This is a genomic window from Streptomyces sp. NPDC045470 (genome assembly GCF_040646595.1).
Classification (GTDB): Bacteria; Actinomycetota; Actinomycetes; order Streptomycetales; family Streptomycetaceae; genus Streptomyces.
Genome location: NZ_JBEZAN010000012.1, coordinates 1 through 19,315 on the forward strand (window position 1 = coordinate 1; position 19,315 = coordinate 19,315).

Annotated in this window: 22 protein-coding genes; 13 read left to right on the top strand and 9 right to left on the bottom strand. The window is 72.9% G+C overall.

Translation table 11 applies throughout. From position 1 onward, the window contains the following. The 6 genes from AB0A97_RS27730 to AB0A97_RS27755 form a co-directional block, all read right to left on the bottom strand. Positions 1 to 206, bottom strand: a 206-nt coding sequence (locus AB0A97_RS27730; RefSeq protein WP_361154970.1) for a hypothetical protein, incomplete at its 3' end; no start/stop codon positions are given. A gap of 290 nt (positions 207 to 496) precedes the next feature. Then, positions 497 to 1,192: an HAD-IA family hydrolase gene (locus tag AB0A97_RS27735; RefSeq protein WP_361154972.1), complete on the bottom strand. Its 696-nt coding sequence runs from the start codon at positions 1,190 to 1,192 to the stop codon at positions 497 to 499. A gap of 31 nt (positions 1,193 to 1,223) precedes the next feature. Then, positions 1,224 to 1,910 (bottom strand): phosphatase PAP2 family protein, encoded by a 687-nt coding sequence (locus AB0A97_RS27740; RefSeq protein WP_361154974.1) that lies wholly within the window; start codon positions 1,908 to 1,910, stop codon positions 1,224 to 1,226. A gap of 162 nt (positions 1,911 to 2,072) precedes the next feature. Continuing rightward, complete coding sequence (locus AB0A97_RS27745) at positions 2,073 to 3,011, bottom strand: M56 family metallopeptidase (RefSeq protein ID WP_361154976.1); 939 nt, start codon at positions 3,009 to 3,011, stop codon at positions 2,073 to 2,075. A gap of 91 nt (positions 3,012 to 3,102) precedes the next feature. Continuing rightward, positions 3,103 to 3,693 (bottom strand): DUF5134 domain-containing protein, encoded by a 591-nt coding sequence (locus AB0A97_RS27750; protein ID WP_361154978.1) that lies wholly within the window; start codon positions 3,691 to 3,693, stop codon positions 3,103 to 3,105. Positions 3,694 to 3,872: 179 nt separating this feature from the next. Continuing rightward, positions 3,873 to 4,265 carry a VOC family protein gene (locus AB0A97_RS27755; protein WP_361154980.1) on the bottom strand — a complete coding sequence of 131 codons (393 nt, stop codon included), beginning with the start codon at positions 4,263 to 4,265 and terminating at the stop codon, positions 3,873 to 3,875. Between the two features lie 137 nt (positions 4,266 to 4,402). On the opposite strand from AB0A97_RS27755, the gene AB0A97_RS27760 reads away from it, so the two are divergent. Then, positions 4,403 to 4,936 (top strand): GNAT family N-acetyltransferase, encoded by a 534-nt coding sequence (locus AB0A97_RS27760; protein WP_361154982.1) that lies wholly within the window; start codon positions 4,403 to 4,405, stop codon positions 4,934 to 4,936. A gap of 118 nt (positions 4,937 to 5,054) precedes the next feature. Here AB0A97_RS27760 and AB0A97_RS27765 read toward each other — a convergent pair whose 3' ends face one another. Then, positions 5,055 to 5,738 (bottom strand): glycerophosphodiester phosphodiesterase family protein, encoded by a 684-nt coding sequence (locus AB0A97_RS27765; protein WP_361154984.1) that lies wholly within the window; start codon positions 5,736 to 5,738, stop codon positions 5,055 to 5,057. A 932-nt stretch (positions 5,739 to 6,670) separates the two neighbouring features. On the opposite strand from AB0A97_RS27765, the gene AB0A97_RS27770 reads away from it, so the two are divergent. The 4 genes from AB0A97_RS27770 to AB0A97_RS27785 all read left to right on the top strand — a co-directional run bounded on the left by AB0A97_RS27770 (position 6,671) and on the right by AB0A97_RS27785 (position 10,643). After that, on the top strand, positions 6,671 to 8,068 hold the full coding sequence (locus tag AB0A97_RS27770; RefSeq protein WP_361154985.1) for a DUF6421 family protein: 1,398 nt from the start codon (positions 6,671 to 6,673) through the stop codon (positions 8,066 to 8,068). 47 nt (positions 8,069 to 8,115) lie between these two features. Next, complete coding sequence (locus tag AB0A97_RS27775; protein ID WP_361154987.1) at positions 8,116 to 8,877, top strand: SDR family NAD(P)-dependent oxidoreductase; 762 nt, start codon at positions 8,116 to 8,118, stop codon at positions 8,875 to 8,877. After that, positions 8,874 to 9,944, top strand: a complete 1,071-nt coding sequence (locus AB0A97_RS27780) for a low specificity L-threonine aldolase (protein WP_361154989.1) — start codon at positions 8,874 to 8,876, stop codon at positions 9,942 to 9,944. Before AB0A97_RS27775 ends, AB0A97_RS27780 begins: the two co-directional genes overlap by 4 nt. A 93-nt stretch (positions 9,945 to 10,037) precedes the next feature. Further along, on the top strand, positions 10,038 to 10,643 hold the full coding sequence (locus AB0A97_RS27785) for a transglutaminase family protein (RefSeq protein WP_361154991.1): 606 nt from the start codon (positions 10,038 to 10,040) through the stop codon (positions 10,641 to 10,643). Positions 10,644 to 10,674: 31 nt separating this feature from the next. Here the strand turns inward: AB0A97_RS27785 and AB0A97_RS27790 are convergent, their stop codons facing one another. Next, positions 10,675 to 11,388: a lysophospholipid acyltransferase family protein gene (locus AB0A97_RS27790; RefSeq protein WP_361154992.1), complete on the bottom strand. Its 714-nt coding sequence runs from the start codon at positions 11,386 to 11,388 to the stop codon at positions 10,675 to 10,677. A gap of 331 nt (positions 11,389 to 11,719) precedes the next feature. Here AB0A97_RS27790 and AB0A97_RS27795 point away from each other — a divergent pair, with 331 nt between their 5' ends. The 6 genes from AB0A97_RS27795 (at position 11,720) to AB0A97_RS27820 (ending at position 16,410) form a co-directional block, all read left to right on the top strand. After that, positions 11,720 to 12,052: a thioredoxin family protein gene (locus tag AB0A97_RS27795; RefSeq protein WP_361154994.1), complete on the top strand. Its 333-nt coding sequence runs from the start codon at positions 11,720 to 11,722 to the stop codon at positions 12,050 to 12,052. A 210-nt stretch (positions 12,053 to 12,262) separates the two neighbouring features. Beyond that, positions 12,263 to 12,787 carry a flavin reductase family protein gene (locus AB0A97_RS27800; protein WP_361155248.1) on the top strand — a complete coding sequence of 175 codons (525 nt, stop codon included), beginning with the start codon at positions 12,263 to 12,265 and terminating at the stop codon, positions 12,785 to 12,787. 275 nt (positions 12,788 to 13,062) lie between these two features. Continuing rightward, positions 13,063 to 13,851, top strand: a complete 789-nt coding sequence (locus tag AB0A97_RS27805) for an electron transfer flavoprotein subunit beta/FixA family protein (protein ID WP_125048215.1) — start codon at positions 13,063 to 13,065, stop codon at positions 13,849 to 13,851. Positions 13,852 to 13,908: 57 nt separating this feature from the next. Further along, on the top strand, positions 13,909 to 14,871 hold the full coding sequence (locus AB0A97_RS27810; protein WP_361154996.1) for an electron transfer flavoprotein subunit alpha/FixB family protein: 963 nt from the start codon (positions 13,909 to 13,911) through the stop codon (positions 14,869 to 14,871). Positions 14,872 to 15,076: 205 nt separating this feature from the next. Then, positions 15,077 to 15,556, top strand: coding sequence for an ATP-binding protein (locus AB0A97_RS27815; RefSeq protein WP_361154998.1), 480 nt, complete (start codon positions 15,077 to 15,079; stop codon positions 15,554 to 15,556). After that, positions 15,556 to 16,410, top strand: a complete 855-nt coding sequence (locus AB0A97_RS27820) for an RNA polymerase sigma factor SigF (protein ID WP_361154999.1) — start codon at positions 15,556 to 15,558, stop codon at positions 16,408 to 16,410. Before AB0A97_RS27815 ends, AB0A97_RS27820 begins: the two co-directional genes overlap by 1 nt. A gap of 68 nt (positions 16,411 to 16,478) precedes the next feature. On the opposite strand, the gene AB0A97_RS27825 is transcribed toward AB0A97_RS27820, so the two are convergent. Then, positions 16,479 to 16,694 (bottom strand): DUF5133 domain-containing protein, encoded by a 216-nt coding sequence (locus tag AB0A97_RS27825; protein ID WP_361155000.1) that lies wholly within the window; start codon positions 16,692 to 16,694, stop codon positions 16,479 to 16,481. A 303-nt stretch (positions 16,695 to 16,997) separates the two neighbouring features. On the opposite strand from AB0A97_RS27825, the gene AB0A97_RS27830 reads away from it, so the two are divergent. Continuing rightward, positions 16,998 to 18,257 (top strand): aromatic acid exporter family protein, encoded by a 1,260-nt coding sequence (locus AB0A97_RS27830; protein ID WP_361155002.1) that lies wholly within the window; start codon positions 16,998 to 17,000, stop codon positions 18,255 to 18,257. Then, a complete protein-coding gene (locus AB0A97_RS27835) occupies positions 18,229 to 19,236 on the top strand; it encodes a PP2C family protein-serine/threonine phosphatase (RefSeq protein ID WP_361155004.1) in 1,008 nt (335 codons plus the stop codon). The genes AB0A97_RS27830 and AB0A97_RS27835 overlap by 29 nt, the downstream gene beginning before the upstream one ends. The last annotated feature ends 79 nt before the right edge of the window (positions 19,237 to 19,315 follow it).

The window sequence follows — 19,315 nt, forward strand, 5'->3', positions numbered from 1 at the left end:
GCGGCCTTTTCTATTTGCTCGCGGTGCGGGGCGTACATGTGCTGGAACTTCTGTCCCTGCTCGTCGTCTCCCCACGGCGAGCCGAGGCCGTCCAGACGGCCTTTGAGTTTGCTCGTCGCCTTCGCCAGCGCGTTCGCTTCCCGGTGGAAACGCGGCGCCGCGGACTTGAGTTGGTCCGTATCTATGTCAAAGCCGTCACCGGCCATAGGTCCCCCCCAGGAACTGTGCTTTCGCGTGTTCCCACAACCTATCGCGAGCCACTGACAACGCTTCAGTCACTTTCACGGCCGTAGCTGTTCGCTGAACAAGTAATTGGCCGTATGTGGTCCGGGCGGCCACAGCCTTCCGATGTGGGCTGTCCGCGGCGCGGCGAGAAGTGAGACCGAATGGAGCTGCTTGTTTCTGCCGCCTTTGCGTGGATCCGTGGGCGCCGGTCGGGCGAAGGGGACCGCCCCCGGTTTCCGGCGCCACAAGGTGCCCGCCGGGTGTGCGAAGGTCAGCCGGCCGAGGCCAGGGCGGGGCGGAGGCCGTCGGGGCGTTCGGGGGGCGGGACGTGGTCGACGGGGAGGTAGGTGCAGCCCAGGGCGGTGGCTCCGCCGTCCGCGGTGCGGTCGTCGCCCACCATCAGGACCTCCGTGGGGGGCAGTCCCAGTTCCTCGCAGGCGATCTCGAACAGTCGTGGGTCGGGCTTCTGGATGCCGTGTTCGTACGACAGGACGTAGCTGTCGACGAAGCGGTCGAGGCCGTGTGCGCGGAGCACCGGCCGCAGGTCCCAGCCGATGTTGCTGACCACGCCGGTGCGGATGCCGCGCCGCCGCAGCTCGGACAGGACCTCGGCGGCATCCGGGTACGGCGCCCACGCGGCGGGTGTCATGTGGCGTTCGTACAGCGCGTCGTACAACGCGTCGTCGGGCAGCGGTACTTGCCGGGCCAGTCCGGTGTACAGCTCGCGGTGCCGGTCGGCGCTGCGGTCCCGGACCTCCCAGAGCGCGGCCAGCTCGGGCGGCATGTGGTCCGGCGACGAACCGCCGGGCAGCGCGCCGGCTCGGCTCAGCTCCGCCGCGAGGCGGGCCACCTCCTCCTCCGCGACGTCCGTCCCGGTCTCGTGCAGTACCGCCCGCAGCCAGCTCTCCGGCGATTCGATGCGCAGCAGCGTCCCGGAGAAGTCGAAGAGCACACCTTTGATCGTCATAGGGCCATCCTGGCGCGTCGGCGGCCCTCCGTCATCGCCGCGTTCCGTACCGGCGGGCGTACCCGGCCGCCGCGGCCGCCACCAGCGCCCCGCCCAGCAGCCAGCCCCCGAGCACGTCCGTGGCCCAGTGGACTCCCAGGTAGACGCGGGTGAGCCCGACACCCGCCACGGAAACGCCGACCAGCACCGCGGCCGCCCACAGCCGGCGCCGACGGGCCCCGGACAGCCGCAGCAGCCACAGTGCCAGGCCGCCCGCCACCGCGGCCGTCATGGCGTGGCCGGAGGGGAAGGCCGCGTAGTGCGCGGAGTCGACGGGGTCCGGCCACTCCGGACGCTGGCGCCCCACGAGCGCCTTCAGCACCTGCTGCAACGCCGTCCCGACGGCTGCTGTGACGGCCACCCAGCAGCCGAGCAGCCACTGCCCGCGGCGCAGTAGTGCGACGACCGCGACGGCCAGGAGGGCCCGCAGGGTCCACGGGTCCCACACCCAGTCCGAGAAGATTTTGTTGACGGAAGTCAGACCGGGGGCCGTGACGGCCGTGCGGTGCAGGGACGTGGCGATGCCGTGGTCGAAGGCGAGCAGCGGGCTCCAGCGGGCGGCCACCAGGGCGAGGAGGGCGGTGAAGGGAAGGAGCAGGAGGAGAGCGAGGCGTACGGAGCGGCGTGGTGAGGGGGGCGACGTGCTGGGCGCCGGGAGGGTGGCGGGGGTGGGGGGCATGAGGGAATCCTCGCGGAGGCGTGCGGGGTGGGGCCAGGGAGACTCCGTACGGGGGTGTGTTCGTACGACGGCGGGTGCCCGGCCGCGTACGCCCGAACCGCCTCGGTGCGCCCGTGCGCTCACGCCCCCGCGCCCGTACCCCCTCAGCGCGCTCCTCGCCCCTCAGTACGTCAGCGCGCTCAGTCCCGGTATGAACGTCACCAGGAGCGGGATCGCCGGGACGAGAGCCGCGACCGCGGTCATGCGCAGGCGGCGGCCGGGGGTGAAGCGCGGGGCCGGGGCGAGCAGGCGGTGTACGCGGTGGGGGAGCTGGGCGCACTGGGCGGGGCAGGGACCGAACACCCCGCGGTCCTCGTTGAGTTCGACCAGGGCCAGGGCGATCGTCAGGCGGCCGAAGCGGCGCGAGGCCACGTCGTCGGCGGCCAGTTCGACCAGCCGGTGCACCTGGTCGCGGAACGCGGCGAAGACCGGGACCTGCGGGAATCCGGCCGCGAGGGCCGAGGCGCAGTACAGCAGCACGTCGTGGCGGGCCCGCGCGTGGCCCTGCTCGTGGGCGATCAGCGCGTCGAGCTGACGGCCTTTCAGGCGGCGCAACGCCGAGGTGGTGACGACCAGTTGAGGGGTGGCGCCGGGCAGCCACCACGCTTCGGGGCGGTCGCCTTCGAGGACCACGAGCCGGTCACCGGAGGGCTCCTCGCCGGGCAGCAGCGGGGAGCGCCGCAGCAGGTCGGTGCGCCGCTGCCGCCGCCGGGCGCGGGCGCCGCGTACCTCGCGGGTGAGCATGACGGCCGTCCACGCGCCGCCGCCCGCCAGTATTGCGGCCAGTACGCCGGACCACGGGCCGTAGTCCTTGAGGGCGTACGCCTCGACGACGACGCGCGGCGCATGGCCGAAGAGGTGACTGCGTACGGCTTCCCACGCGGCGGCGCCGAAGAGGGACATCGCGAGGGCGCAGCACAGCAGTACGGTGGCGACCACGCACTGCCACACCCACAGGGCGAGCACCGGTTCGCGGTCGGGCCATTCGGCGCGGGCCATCAGGCGCGGCGCCGTCGCCGCGACCAGCGCGCCGAGCATCATCAGCGCGAGGGGGACCATCATGGCTTCAGCCTATGAGCGCGCGGCTACTGCGAGGTACGATCCGCCTCGGAAGTGACGTATACCACGGCCCCCGAAGCTCGAAGGGCCAGACTCAAAGGACCAGCAGCATCGCGAACATGCCGATGCCCATCGCCACCCGGCACGCTCCCACGACCTCCGGCCAGGAGGCCCGCGCCGGGGCTTGCACGGCGTCGTCCGCCGTGCCGGGAGCGGCCGCCGGTGTCAGCCGTACGCCGGCGGCGACGACGTACACGGCGTAGTAGGCCAGGAGCAGCACCGTGAACACCGGCAGTCCGCCAGGCCCCGTCGACCCCATGTGCTCCATGGACCCCGCGTGTGACGTGTGCGCACCACCACCCGGCCCGCCGCCGGGGACGGACACCATCGCCAGGGACATGTAGACCATCGCCGCCGCGCCCACCGCGTGGTGCGGATGCCTGTGCAGCAGCGCCCACAGGCCCGCGGCGCCGAAGACGGCCGCGAACGCCCAGGGGGCCCAGGGTGGCTGCGCCACGGCCGTGGCGGGTACGGCCATCGCCGCCATGCCCAGCCCCATCAGCGCCTCACCGCGCGCTTCCCGCCGCTGTGCGGCCGTACCGCGCCGTACGCTCGACAGGCAGTACGCGCCCGCTCCGGCACACAGCAGCACCAGCAGCCAGCCGACCCATGGCGGTCCGTGCACGGCGTCCTCCCCGAGAGCCCGTACGGCGGTCGCACGCGGGCGACGGTGCGGCGCGGCGTCGTGCGGCCCGGTACAGCGGCATCGTGCCCCGCTGACGGGTCGGGGACGCCCGCCGGAAACCCGGCATCGGGAGCGCACGGGCGCACGGTGGGGAGCATGGGCGGGCGGAGCCGCGGAGGTCAGATGCCGGGCCGGTACCGCAGCGGGTGGTCCGCCGGGACCTCGGTCAGCACGATGCGGTGGCCGTCCGGGTCCGCGATCCACATCTCGATCAGGCCCCACGGCTCCTTCACCGGAGGGCGCAGGACCTCCACCCCACGGGCCACCAGTTCCTCGTGCGTCGCGGCGGCGTCGGCGACCTGGAGCCAGAGTTGGAGCGTGGTCGTGGGGGGCTCGGGGGAGCGGCCGGAGACCTCCAGGAAGCCGCCGCCGAGGAAGTAGACCGTGCCGCGCTCCGGGCCGGTACCGAATTCGCGGTAGACCTCCAGGCCCAGCGCGCCGCCGTAGAACTCCCGCGACCGCTCGGGGTCGGACGGCCGCACCAGCACCCTGCTGCTCAGTACATGCACCATGCTGCGGACCCTACGCCTTCGGGCGGGCCGGGCGGTGGCGCGGTCGCTCTTGTTAGCCTCCGGTACGGCCGTACCGCGCGACGCCCCGGCGCCGGCGCCCGTACGCCGCGCCGCACGCCACCGAGAGGACACCGCCGATGCCGACCGTCGAGCTGACCTACAGAACCGCCACCGAAGCCGACGTCCCGGCGGTCGTCGAGCTGATCGAGTCCGCCTACCGCGGCGACGCGAGCCGGGTCGGCTGGACCACCGAGGCGGACCTGCTGGAAGGCCAGCGCACCGACCCGGAGGGTGTCACGGCCGTCGTGCGCGACGCGGACAGCCGGCTGCTGCTCGCCGAGAACGCGGGGGAGGTCGTCGCCTGCTGCCAGCTCGAACACCGCGGCGACCACGTGTACTTCGGCATGTTCGCGGTCCGGCCCGAGCTCCAGGGCGGTGGCTTCGGCAAAGTCATCATGGCCGAGGCGGAGCGCACCGCCCGCGCCGAGTGGGACGCGGCCGAGATGCGGATGACGGTCATCCGGCAGCGGGACGAGCTGATCGCCTGGTACGAGCGGCGCGGCTTCCGGCGTACCGGGAAGATGTTCCCGTTCCCGTACGGTGACGAGCGGTTCGGCATCCCGCAGCGCGCCGACCTGGAGTTCGAGCTGCTGGTCAAGACGCTCGGCTGAGGCGCCGGGCGGGCCGCCCCGTACCGCGGCAGCCCGCCCGTACCGCCCGTACCGCTCGTCATGCGGTGACCCGCCCGTACCCGCGTCCTGCGGCGGCCTGCCGCCGCCGCGCCGCACTTCAGGCCGTGAACCGCACCGCCCGCCGGATCTCGGGGAAGTCGGTCACCACGCCGTCCAGCCCCAGGCCGCGGCTGAGCCGGAGCTGGTCGTGGGTGTTGACGGTCCAGCCGAGCACGCGCAGCCCCGCGGTGTGGGCCCGTTCCACCAGCTCCAGGGTGAGCCTGCGGATGTCGAGGGAGAGCGCCGAGGCGCCCACGGCCCGGGCGCGGTCCACCACGTCGATGCCGTAGTGCTCGGCGACCAGTGCGGTCCGTACGCCGGGCAGCAGCCGGGAGACGGTGGCCAGCGCCTCGTCGTGGAAGGAGATCACCTCGACCCGGGCGGTCAGGTCACGGGCGCGCAGGACGTCGGCGAGTGCCCGGGCGGCGGCCGCGTCCTTGATCTCCGCCTGCAGCGGTGCCCGTACCGCGTCCACGATCTCCTCGAACACCGGAATCCGCTCGCCGTCGCCGGCGTCCAGTTCGCGCAGCTCGGCCAGGGTGCGGTCGGCGATCGGCCCCGTCCCGTCGGTCGTGCGGTCCACGTCCGCGTCGTGCATGACCACGAGCGCGCCGTCCTTGCTCAGGTGCAGGTCCAGCTCGATGACGTCGAGACCTTCGCGTTCGGCGCGGGCGAACGAGCGCAGGGTGTTCTCCGGCTCGACGCCCATCATCCCGCGGTGTCCGATGGTGAGAAAGGACAAGGCTGCCTCGTTTCTGTCGGGGGTGCCGGCAGACCGGTACCGGCCGCGGGCCACTGCTGCCGGACCTGTCCCGAGCGCGGGCCCACCGGCTGCACTTTCGAAACGGCGCACAGCCTAACGGGCGCCCGGAAGGCCGGAACCGATGTCGGACAGCGCTCCGACGTGGCCGGAACGGGGACTTGTCAGGTCTGCGGCCACACCCGCCGGGGCCGGGAAATCCGGGGTGGCGTCGGGGCTCGCGGCGGCCGGAACCGCGGCGAGGGGCGTGCGCCGGGGCGTCGCGCCGCTCCGGCCGGGGGCTTCCGCCCGGAATGCGGCTCACTCGTGCGTGGGCGAGTCCTCCGCGCGCTGACGCGGCGGGCCGGCGGGGCGGTCCGCAGGGGTGCGGGGCGGCCGGGACGGCCCGTACGGCGGGCCACGGCGACGGGCGGGCGGCAGGAGAGCGGAAGGGGAGTGACAGGAACCGGTCAAGGCGGTGGGTGTGGGCGCCGAGGCGGGGCGCAGGCGCCGTACCGGGGCGCCGAGCCGCCGAACCCCAGTTGGCGGGCCCGGCCGCCGGGTGCGCGCGGTGCTCCGTACGGGACGGTGCCGTACGGGAGCGGCTCGACGGGCGGACGGGAAACGGCCGGAACCACCCGCTCACCGAAGGCCGGTCCGCCGTGGCCGTCCGTCGTGCCGGGTGTCCGGCGGACGCCCTCCACCGGAGGGGACGACCCGTTGCGGGTACGTGTCGGTACGTGTTGAAACGTGCTGGAGGATGCGCGGTAGGCATAGGTCGGACTGACAGAAACTTCCGCTCCAGCTTCGGCAGGCAGGAAAAAGATTCGTGACCATAGGGGTTTGACGAAAGAATTTTCCCTGAGGCTCTTGAGGTCGCGGAGGGCCCGTGGATACCGTGTCCGCACAACAGGATCTCCTGCCGGAGGGTAGTCATGACGGAAATTCTTTCGCCTGTGGGTGCCCCGGGGGGCATCGGGACCGCAGAGCGTGTGGTCGCGCATCCCGCGTGGCCGGTGCTCAAGGACGCCGTCGAGGCCATCCGCCCGTGGCAGTCCAAGGACGGCTCGATCGACCTCGACGCCGAGGGCGTGCCCGCCGCCGACGACGTCCGGCGCGAGGTCGAGCGCGCCATATCGGCCATCGAGGAGCTGGCGCCGCTGCTCCCGCACGACGCCGCCTACCATCTGGCGCTCGTGGCGGACCTGCGCCGCTGGGCCGACGGCGGCTTCGCCGTGCCCGACTTCCTCGACTCGCTGCTGGCCTTCCAGCCCGCGCGGGAGCGTGTCGACGGCCGCCAGCACCTGGTCGTCTTTCCCATGTACACGCAGAACGGCAACCCGGACCGCAACTTCGAGGCGGTCGTGCTGCGCATGGTCTGGCCCGAGTGGCTGGCGGAGCTGGAGCGTACCCGTTACGACAACCCGCTGTTCTGCGGCATCACCTTCGAGGACTTCACCGCCGGGTACGACACCAACTCCGCCGTGCTCTTCCCGGAGACCATCGCCGTGCGCGAGGCACCCGAGCGCTTCACCTGGGGCGGCATCTTCTGCGACCGCGAGGCCGCCCGCTTCCGCCGGGTCAGCGAGGCCGCCGTCGAGACACTGGGCGTCGAACTGCCCGCCGACATCCGCGAGATGCTCGCCGACCAGGACCGCTGCCAGCAGGCGTTCGTGCTCTGGGACATGGTCCACGACCGCACCCACAGCCACGGCGACCTGCCGTTCGACCCCTTCATGATCAAGCAGCGGCAGCCGTTCTGGATGTACGGCCTGGAGGAGCTGCGCTGCGACCTGACCGCCTTCAAGGAGGCCGTCAAGCTGGAGGCCGAGGGCTTCCGTCAGGCCCGCGACGTGCAGTACGCGGTGATCTTCGACCGGATGTTCCGCTTCCCCGTCACCGGCGACCGGGTACGCAACTACGACGGCCTCGGCGGCCAGCTCCTCTTCGCGTACCTGCACCGGCACGACGTCGTACGCTGGACGGACAACACCCTCCACATCGACTGGGAGCGCGCCCCGCAGGTCACCAACCAGCTGTGCGGCGAGATCGAGAAGCTCTACCGGGACGGCATCGACCGCCCCAAGCTGGTCCACTGGTTCGCCGCCTACGACCTCGTCTCCACCTACCTGGCCCCGCACCCCGGCTCCGTCTGGGCCAAGGGCCCCGACGCGCTCGACCTCGACAAGCCGCCGCGCAAGCTGGTCGACGACGTCCTGCCGGACGAGTTCCCGCTGAGCATGTTCTACGAGGCTCTCGCCAAGAAACTGCGCGGCGTGATTGCCTCCACCAAGGGCATCACAGCCGGAAGCGACGTACTGGCGGCGGTGTGAGCGCCGGCGGTACCCAGGGCACGCCGGAGCACAAGGAGACGAGGAACATGAGTACTGCGACCAACGGCCAGGGACTGCTGGAAGGCGCGGTCGTCGCGGTGGCCGGGGCGGCCGGCCCCGCGGGGCGGGCGACGCTGCTGCGGCTCGCCGAGGCGGGGGCGACCGTGGTCGCCGCCGACGCGGACGCCGCACGGCTGGCGGAGGCCGTGGACGCCGCGCGGTACGCGCACGGCGGCGCCACCGTCACCGGCGACACCGTGGACCTGCTGGACCTGGACGCGACCCGCGGCTGGGCCGACCGTACGGAGAAGGAGTTCGGCCGGATCGACGGCCTGGTGCACCTGGTCGGCGGCTGGCGCGGCTCCGCGTCCTTCGCGGAGACCGACCTCGGCGACTGGGACCTGCTGGAGAAGCTGCTCATCCGTACGGTCCAGCACACCTCGCTCGCCTTCCAGGGTGCGCTGGAGCGGTCCGGGAACGGCCGGTACCTGCTGGTCAGCGCGGCGGGCGCGAGCAAGCCCACGGCCGGGAACGCCGCGTACGCCGCGTCCAAGGCGGCGGCCGAGGCATGGACACTGGCCCTCGGCGACGCCTTCCGCAAGGCCGGGGGCGAGGACGGCCCGAAGGCGGCGGCTGCCATCCTGGTGGTCAAGGCGCTCGTCAACGACCAGATGCGCGCCGAGCGCCCGAATGCCAAGTTCGCGGGCTTCACGGACGTCAAGGACCTGGCCCAGGCCGTCAGCGGCGTCTGGGAGCGGCCCGCCCAGGAAGTGAATGGACAGCGTCTGTGGCTGACCCCCGAAGCGTGACCGAACGGCAGACCGACGCCCGGCGGCGCCACGACCCGGCGGTACGCGGCTTCGCCAGCGACAACTACGCCGGCGCCCACCCGGAGGTGCTGGCGGCCCTCGCCCTCGCCAACGGCGGCCACCAGGTCGCCTACGGCGAGGACGAGTACACCGAAGCGCTCCAGCGGACGGTCCGCAGCCACTTCGGGCAGACCGCCGAAGCGTTCCCGGTCTTCAACGGCACCGGCGCCAACGTCGTCGCCCTCCAGGCGATGACCGAGCGCTGGGGCGCGGTGATCTGCGCGGACACCGCGCACATCCACGTGGACGAGTGCGGCGCCCCGGAGCGGGTCGGCGGCCTGAAGCTGCTGACCGTACCGACCGAGGACGGCAAGCTCACCCCGGACCTGATCGACCGCGAGGCGTACGGCTGGGACGACGAGCACCGCGCGATGCCGCAGGTCGTCTCGATCACCCAGAACACCGAGCTGGGCACGGTCTACACCCCCGACGAGGTGCGGGCCATCTGCGAGCACGCCCACGAGCGCAACATGCTGGTGCACCTGGACGGGTCGCGGATCGCCAACGCGGCGGCGTCGCTGGACGTACCGATGCGGGCGTTCACGAACGCGGTCGGCGTGGACGTGCTCTCCCTGGGCGGCACGAAGAACGGGGCACTGTTCGGCGAAGCCGTGGTGGTCGTCAACCCGGACGCGGTGCGGGCGATGAAGCACGTACGCAAGATGTCCATGCAGCTCGCCTCCAAGATGCGCTTCATATCCGTGCAGTTGGAGGCGCTGCTCACGCGCGACCTCTGGCTGCGCAACGCCCGGCACGCCAACAGCATGGCCCAGCGGCTCGCCGCCGGCGTCCGCGAGGTGGACGGCGTGGAGATCCTCTACCCCGTCCAGGCCAACGCCGTCTTCGCGCGCCTGCCGCACGACGTCACCGAGCGGCTCCAGAAGCGCTACCGCTTCTACTTCTGGGACGAGGCCGCGGGCGATGTCCGCTGGATGTGCTCCTTCGACACGACGGAGGAGGACGTGGACGGTCTGCTGACCGCTCTGCGCGAGGAGATGGGCCGCTGATCCGGCCCCGCCCTCGACCCTCGGCTGAGTGAATATGCGCCCGACCGGAAAAGTATTTGCTTCCGGTCGGGCGCATCACTATCTTCATGGTTCATGGAGCTGCTCCAGTACGAGCCCGACATGTCCGCCTACCTCGCCGCTGACGACGTGATCGACCACGAGCACACCGTCGTGCGCGACACCGCTCAGCGGCTGCGCTCCACGGCGCCGGACGCATACTCATACGCCGAGGCGGCGTTCACGTACGTCCGCGACACGATCCCGCACAGCGCCGATCACGGGGACCCGCGGGTCACCTGGCGCGCCTCCGACGTCCTGGAGCAGCGCACCGGCATCTGCTTCGCCAAAGCACACGCCCTGACGGCCCTGCTGCGCGCCGAGGGCATCCCGGCCGCGCTGTGCTACCAGAAGCTGGACACCGCGCACGGTCTGATCGCGCTCAAGCTGCCGGGGGAGCGGCGCTGGGCGCGGCAGGACCCGCGAGGGAACAAACCCGGCGTCGACGCGCGGTTCCGCCTCGACCGGGAGCAGCTGGCCTGGCCCGTCCGGCCGGAGCTGGGGGAAGTGGACTATCCGTTGCTCTTCGCCGAGCCGCACCCCGCCGTGCTGCACTGCCTCCGGAAGGCCGTCGACCGCCCGCACCTGTGGCAGCTCCTGCCGACCGCCCTGGAGATGCCCGAGCCGCGCCGGCGGGCATGATCCCGTGGCGCACCGGCCGGGCAGCCGCCGCTCAGGCGGTCGCGCCCGGTGCGGGAGCGGTGCCGCCGAGGTGGGCCGGGACCCACCAGGTGTCCTCCGGGCCCTTGGGGCGGACCGGGTACGCGCGCTGCGCCGCTTCCAGGAGGTCCTGCACGCGGGAGCGCAGCCGGTCGGTGATCTTCTCCGTCTGCTCGTCCGGCGACGCCTCGACCGGCTCGCCGATCCGGATGGTGATGGGGAAGTGGTTACGGCCCAGGTCCCGCTTGTGCCCCTTGGTCCACAGCCGCTGGGTGCCCCACAGCGCCATCGGCAGCAGCGGCACCCCCGCCTCCTGCGCCAGCCGGGCCGCGCCCGACTTGAAGGTCTTCAGGGTGAAGGACTCCGAGATCGTCGCTTCCGGGAAGACCCCGATGATCTCGCCGCCGCGCAGCGCGCTCAGCGCGTGCTTGTAGGCGTGCACACCCTGCGTACGGTCCACCGGGATGTGCTTCATCGCGCGCATCAGCGGCCCCGACACCTTGTGCCGGAAGACCGACTCCTTGGCCATGAAGCGCACCAGGCGCTTGGCGGGGCGGGCGGCCAGCCCGCAGAAGATGAAATCCAGGTATCCGATGTGGTTGCTCACCAGGACCGCGCCGCCGCGCCGGGGGATGTGGTCGGCCCCGGCGATGTCGAACTTCAGGTCGAGCGCCTTGAACGCCGCACGGGCGGCGCCGATGACGGGCGGGTAGACGAGCTCTGCCATGTCGGGGACCCCTTTTCTGTGCCTGGGGAGGGTTCTCCCGGCGAAGAAGTTACGCAGCCGTAAGTATGCGGCTTTCGGGAGATCGTGCCCGATCGGCGGCCCAGGGGCCACCGTACGGGACCCCGCTGCCGGGAGATTCTCGTCACGTGGTGGTCACACCGTCCAGTTGCCCGGTGCGGCAGAAGGTACACCTCGCGCCCGTACCCGGCGGGAATGAACGCGGCGCCGCGGACGCTGCACCCGTCGACGACAGGACCGACGGTGTGCGGCGCCGCCCCGCGGCAGCGGGCTTCCCCGGCGCGCCGCGCACCGGAGCGAGGGAGGGTGACGCGTGCGAGGGCAGGACGTGGGGACGCGGCTGGGCGCCGCCGAGGTCGGCGCCGGACTGGGGGAGCGGGCCACGCTCGTCCAGTTCTCCAGCGCCTTCTGCCAGCCCTGCCGGGCCACCCGGCGCACCCTGGCCGAGGTGGCCGGCATGGTGGACGGCGTGGCGCACGTCGAGATCGACGCGGAGGCGCACCTGGACCTGGTGCGGACCCTGCGGATCGAGCGCACGCCCACGGTGCTGGTTCTCGACGGGGACGGCGCGGTGGTGCGCCGGGCCGCCGGACAGCCCCGCAAGGCCGATGTCATCGCCGCTCTGGGGGTCGCGGTCCGTGATTGATCTCCCAGATGCCCGGCGTCACTTGACTGCCTGGCACACGCATCGTCAGGGTGACGTCATGCGGTCAGGCACCCTCCTTCACGGACGCGCGTACGCGGACCTCCGGCGCACCGTCGGTGTGCGCTGTCCCGGCGCGTGAGCAGCGACGACTTCGGCCGCGCCGGCGACGGCGCCGCTCCGTCCCGTACACCACGGCAGAAGGACACCTCCATGACGGCACCAGCCGCCCTCGGTACGCCCCGTTCCGCCACTCCCGACCTGCTGCGCTCCGTCTTCCGGCAGCACGCGGCGGGCGTCGCCGTGATCACCGCCCCGGGCGCCCGCCCGGTCGGCTTCACCGCCACCTCCGTGACCTCGGTGGCCGCCGACCCGCCGCTGCTGTCCTTCGGTATCAGCACCGGCTCCTCCAGTTGGGCCACGGTCGCCGAGGCCGGGTACGTCGGCGTGCACATACTGGGCGAGCACCAGCGGGAGCTGGCCGCCACCTTCGCGCGCAGCGGCGCCGACCGCTTCGCCGCGCCGACCTCCTGGCGCCCGGGTCCGTACGGCGTGCCGCTGCTGGACGGCGTGCTGGCCTGGCTGGTCTGCGAGGTGGTGGCCCGGGTGCCCGCCGGTGATCACCGGATCGTGCTCGGCCAGGTCGTCGAGGGCGACCCGGAGGGGTACGCCGGCACGGCGGGCCGCAGCCGCCCGCTCCTCTACCACGAGGGCCGCTTCAACGCCCTGCGCGACTGAGAGCCCCCTCCGAGCCCGCGCGGGTGTGCGCCGGGCGGCCGTCTCAACGCTTCGTGCGCCCCGCCGGTTCCGTGGGCGCGCCTCGTCCACCCCTTGCGGGGCCGTTGGCAACGTCACAGTTCAACGGCCTTGCTTCCGGGGAATGGGGTGGATGTACTGGCGAGTAATATTTCGGTGGGCGCGGGAGACCCGTCCGACCGGAAGCCGCCCCAACAGGCGCCTATGCTGCCAGCACAAGGCAGTTCGGAAGAGTCGAAGCAGGTAGGAGAGCCGGCGTGAGCCTGAGGATCGTTGTCTGTGTGAAGTACGTGCCCGACGCCACCGGCGACCGGCACTTCGCCGAGGACCTGACCGTCGACCGCGACGACGTGGACGGCCTGCTCTCGGAGCTCGACGAGTACGCGGTCGAGCAGGCCCTGCAGATCAAGGAAGCCGCCGACGGCGACGCGGAGATCACGGTCCTGACCGTCGGCCCCGAGGACGCCAACGACGCGCTGCGCAAGGCCCTGTCGATGGGCGCCGACAAGGGCGTGCACGTCGAGGACGACGACCTGCACGGCACCGACGCGCTCGGCACCTCCCTGGTCCTCGCCAAGGCCGTCGAGAAGACCGGCTACGACCTGGTCGTCTGCGGCATGGCCTCCACCGACGGCACCATGGGCGTGCTGCCCGCGCTGCTCGCCGAGCGCCTGGGCGTGCCGCAGGTGACCCAGCTGTCCGAGGTCTCCGTCGACGGCGGTGTCGTCAAGGGCCGCCGGGACGGTGACACCGCCACCGAGCACCTGGAGGCGTCGCTGCCGGCCGTCGTGTCGGTCACCGACCAGTCCGGCGAGGCCCGTTACCCCTCCTTCAAGGGCATCATGGCCGCCAAGAAGAAGCCGGTGGAGTCCCTGGACCTGGACGACCTGGACATCGAGGCGGACGAGGTCGGCCTGGAGGGCGCCTGGACCAAGGTCGAGGAAGCGGCCGAGCGTCCCGCCCGTACCGCGGGCACGATCGTCAAGGACGAGGGCGAGGGCGGCAAGCAGCTCGCCGAGTTCCTCGCGGGCCAGAAGTTCATCTGAGCCCCCGGAAACCCGTCCGCACCACCGCCCTCACTTTTCCCGCAGGAGAGCAATCCCATGGCTGAAGTCCTTGTCTACGTCGACCACGTGGACGGCGCCGTCCGCAAGCCCACCCTCGAACTGCTCACCCTCGCCCGCCGCATCGGCGAGCCGGTCGCCGTGCACCTCGGCCCCGGCGCCGACACCGCCGCCGCGACGCTCGCCGAGCACGGCGCGGTCAAGGTCCTGACCGCCGACGCCGCGGAGTTCGCCGACTACCTGGTCGCGCCGAAGGTCGACGCCCTCCAGGCCGCGTACGAGGCCGTCTCCCCGGCCGCCGTGCTGCTGCCGTCCTCCACCGAGGGCAAGGAGATCGGTGCCCGCCTCGCGGTCCGCATCGGCTCCGGCATCATCACCGACGCCGTCGACCTGGAGGCCGGCGACGAGGGCCCGGTGGCCACCCAGTCCGTCTTCGCCGCCTCGTACACCACCAAGTCCCGCATCACCAAGGGCACCCCGGTCATCACCGTCAAGCCCAACTCCGCCGCCCCGGAGGCCGCTCCGGCCGCCGGTACGGTCGAGCAGCTCGCGGTGACCGTCGCCGACGCCTCCAAGGGCACCAAGGTCGTCTCGCGCACCCCGCGCGAGTCCACCGGCCGCCCGGACCTGACCGAGGCCGCGATCGTGGTCTCCGGTGGCCGCGGCGTCAACGGCGCCGAGAACTTCCCGGTCATCGAGGCGCTCGCCGACTCGCTCGGTGCGGCCGTCGGCGCCTCGCGCGCCGCGGTGGACGCGGGCTGGTACCCGCACACCAACCAGGTCGGCCAGACCGGCAAGTCGGTCTCGCCGCAGCTGTACATCGCCGCGGGCATCTCCGGCGCGATCCAGCACCGCGCCGGTATGCAGACCTCGAAGACCATCGTCGCCATCAACAAGGACGCCGAGGCGCCGATCTTCGACCTGGTCGACTACGGCGTGGTCGGCGACCTGTTCGAGGTCGTCCCGGCCCTCACCGACGAGGTCAAGACCCGCAAGGGCTGACCCCGCGGGGCGCGGCGGGTCCGCGCCGCGCCGGCAGTGACAGGCCCCAGGGCCCGTACGCACCCGCGTACGGCCCCTGGGGCCTGTCGCGGCTCCGGGGCCTTCGTCCCGCACGCGGGGACGTAAGCCCCGGGTTCCGGGCCGCGGGGCGGGCACACCGAGGGTGCCGGAACCCGACTGCGGCACCGAAGGGAAGACCCGCACGATGCCCCTGCCCCACGCCCCGACCGACGCCCCCGCCGGCGCCTCGCCCGGCGCCCCGACCGACGACTGCGTCCGCGCCCTGCGGATGCGGCTGCCGGCCGGCCCGCGGGCCCCCCGCCTGGCCCGGGAGTCGGTCCGCGCCGTCCTGGATCCCGACCGCTACGCGCTCGGCGGCGGCCGGACCTGCCTCTCCGAGGTGGTCGCCAACGCCGTACGCCACTCCACCGCGCCCGACATCCCGCTGATGCTGATCGGGGAGGCGGACGGCAGCCTCTTCGCGGCGGTCCGGGACACCGCCCGTACGGTACCGATGGCCACCGGCACCGCGGACGAGCCGCCGGCCGAGGACGGCCGGGGCCTGGAAATCCTGGGCGCCCTAGCGGACGGCTGGGGCTTCGACCGGACGCGCTCCGGTAAGTGGGTGTGGTTCCGCGTGCGCCACCCGCGTTCGTCCCCGGCCGGCGGGCGGGTGACCGCGTGATGAGCGACCTCGCACCCGTACGGGACAGACCCGTGACCGGACCGGCCGGGCTGCCCCGGCTGGCGGATGCCGGAGCCGTCACCCCGCAGGACGCCCGCGAGGTGTCCCAGCTCTTCTTCGAGCGGCTGGCCGGCCTCCCCGAGGGCGACCCCGCCCACCGGTACGCGCGGGACTGCCTGGTCGAGATGAATCTGTCCCTGGTGCACTACGCGGTCCGCAGGTTCCGCAGCCGTGCCGAGGAGACCGAGGACATGGTGCAGGTGGGGACCATCGGGCTGATCAAGGCGATCGACCGGTTCGACCTGTCGCGCGGGGCGCCGTTCAGCGCGTTCGCCGTGCCGTACATCGTCGGGGAGATCAAGCGGTACTTCCGGGACACCAGCTGGGCCGTGCATGTGCCGCGCCGGCTCCAGGAACTCCGTATCGACCTGGCCAGGGCGCGGGAGAAACTGGCGCACGACCTGAACCGGGCGCCCACCACCGCGGAACTGGCCCGGCATCTGGACCTGGACCAGGAAGACGTCATCGAGGGCCTGTACGCCGGAAACGGATATTCCGCCGATTCCCTGGACGCCCCGCCGGAGGACGGCGACGCGCGTTCCGCGGGCGGGATGCTCGCCGCCTACCTCGGGGGCGAGGACCCTGCCCTGGAAATGGCGGAGAACGTGCAGGCACTCAAACCGCTGCTGGACGGACTCGAAGAGCGGGAGCGGCGGATTCTGCATCTGCGGTTCGGCGCCGAACTCACCCAGACGGAGATCGGCAAGGCGCTCGGAATCTCCCAGATGCAGGTGTCGCGACTGCTGACCCGCATTCTCGCGAGGCTGCGCGAGGGAATGCTGGAAGGGCACTGAAACGACAGCAGCCGCGAAACGCTTCGGCCCGCCTCCTGCCCGGGCAGGAGGCGGGCCGAAGCGTTTCTTCAGGCCGCTCGCCGGTATCCGGCGTCGTGCGCGAGCAGCAGGCTACGGGCCTCGCGGAGGGCGGCGGCGGGGTCGCGGTGACCGGTGTGGACGCCGAGCGTGTAGGACACGTCCTCCAGACGGCACTCTCTTTCGCGGGCCGGGGAGCCGCTCTCGGTGAGACGCTGGTGTTCGTGGACGAGGTCCCGCAGTACGTCGTAATTGATCAGTCGCATGATCCGTCCTTTGCTGCGCGGTGGGGAGTCGGAAATCGGATGCGCTGCCGCGGAATGCCGCTCCGTCGGCCTGCTGCTTTCCCGGTGCCCCGGGTACGGGCCGGGCGGCGGGCCTTCCGTCCCTGGTTGTACGGGACCTTTTCCCGCCCGGCGTCGCCGAACGGCACCATTTCTCCCCGCGGCCGCATTTCGCCGCCGGCGCCCGCATATCCGGCGGCCGCACCGGACAAGACAAGGTTTCGGCGGCCCGCACCGTAGGCCGCCGACGGGACGAGGCCGGAGCGCGGAGGGAAAGGGGTGCACGTGCGGGAGGAGAAAGCGACACCGCCCGGGCGCCGGGCGGGCACCGCACACGCGGTGGTCGGGCTGGCGCGCATCCGTGACGGGCCCTGGGCGGTCCGGTGGCTGGTCGCCGTCCGGGCCGCCGTGGCGGCGGCGCTGGCCTGGCAGCTCTGCCGCAGCATGTGGGAGACGCCGCAGCCGGGCCCGGCGGTCGTCGCCGCGCTGCTGGTCGTCCACCCGACGGTGTTCCGCTCGTGCACGGCGGGGCTCCAGTACGCGGCCGGGTGCACGCTCGGCGCCCTGATCGCCCTGCCCGCCGCGGTCCTCGTCGGACCGACGTGGCTGAGCATGACCGCCGTCCTGCTGCTGTCCCTGCTGGCCGCCGGGCACGAACGCCTCGGCGCGCACGGACTGCACGTACCGATCACCGCGGTGTTCGTCCTCCTGCTCGGGCCGAACCACGCGGGGCAGATCCTGCCGCACCTGCTGGAGATCGGCGTGGGCATCGCCGTCGCGGTGCTCTTCAACGCCCTGCTGCCGCCGCCGCTGCGGCTGCGGGCGGCGGAGTCCGCCCTCGACCGCCTGCGGGACGATCTGGCCGGCGTGTTGGACGGCATGGCCACCGCGGTACGGGAAGGTCGGCATCCCGACGACGTACTCGGCGCACAGTGGCCTGCCCGCGTCGCGGACACCACCGCCACGGCCCGCAGCGCCCTCGGGCAGGCCCACGAGAGCCTGCGCTGGAACGTGCGCGCGCGGAACCGGAACGCCGTCTGGCACCTGGACCGCAAGGTCCTGGAGAGCCTGGAGCGGGTGGCGCACGACGCGGAGGCGTGCGTCGGCGCGCTCGACGCCCTCGCGGCGCAGCGCCCGGCCTCGGCGGTGGCCGGCCCGGGCGCGGCAGTGGCCGGCCAGGGCACACCGCAGGACGGCCCGGACGCGGCGGCGCGGACGGGCGCGTGGGACCGGGAGTTCCGGGCCGGCTGCGCCCGGCTGCTGACCTGCCTGGCGCTGTGCGTACGCGGCTGCCGGGGCGGCAGCCCGCACCCCGTGCTGCCCGCGACCCGCCGGGTGTGGCGGGAACTGGCCGAGCGGTGCGGCGACCGGCACGACAGCCTGGACGTCCGGGTGGCCGAGTACCGCCTCCTGATGCTGCTCGACCGGGCCCTGCACGACGTGGCGGGCGGCCGCCGCACGGTGCGTCCCACGCACAGCCGTACCGCCCCCGCCACCACCGCCAGGGAAGAAGCCCATGCGCAAGCAGCCGCCGAGCACCGCTGAGCGCCCTTCCGGGAACGCGCGGCACCGGTTCACGGCCCTGCTGCCGCGCGCGCTGCTCGGCCTCGCCTTCGTGCTGTTCGTACTGGCCGCCGTGACCGTGTCGACCGGCGTGCCGGAGCCCCGTCGGCTGACGGCCGGTCCGGTGTCCGAAGCGGCGGTGTGCACGGTACTGGCCGCCACGCTGGTGGCCCTCTGCGGCAGCGCGGTACGACGGCGGCGACAGCGCGCGCTGGACCGCGCCGACACATCGGCCGCGACTGCGCAGCAGGCCCTGTTGCGGCCGCTGCCCGGACGGATCGGAAACCTGCGCCTGCGCGGTACCTACCTTCCCGCGCGGACCGCGCCCCGTAGCGGCGGAGACCTCTACGACGCGGTACGCAGCCCGTACGGCACCCGCCTGCTCGTCGGCGACGTACGGGCCAAGGGGATGCTCGCGGTGGAGGCGTCGGCGCTGCTGCTGCGCTCCTTCCGCGAAGCGGCGTACGCGGAGGAGCAGTTGACGGAGGTGGCCCGGCGTCTGGAGCACGACGCGCGGTGGCACATCGCGCGGCTGCCGGGCGCCGAGACGCCCGAACGGTTCGCCACCGCCCTGCTGGTGGAGATCCCCGAGGGCCCGGTGGCCCGGGTGGTCCACTGCGGGCACCCCGAACCTCTGCTCGTCGCCGGCGGCCGGGTCCGTCCCTGCCCGCCGGAGCGGCCCGGCGCCCCCGTCGGCATGGCCGACCTGGTGGGGGCCGGGCACGCGGTCCAGACGCTGCCGTTCCGGGCGGGGGAGCGGCTGGTGCTGCCCACCGACGGGTTCATCGAGGCCCGGGACGCGGCGGGGCGCTTCCACCCGTTCGCCGATCGGGTCGGCGAACGGGCCGCCGCGCCGCTGGACGACTTGGTGGACGGACTCCGCGCGGACCTGGACCGGCACACGGGCGGGGAGCTGCGGGACGACGCCGCACTGCTCGTCGTCGAGCGCGCACCCGAATGAGCGGTGCGCGACTGCTCGCCGGTACCGTCTAGGACTTGTCCGGTCGATCATGTGAGCCAGGTGACGGTCAAGCAGGAGT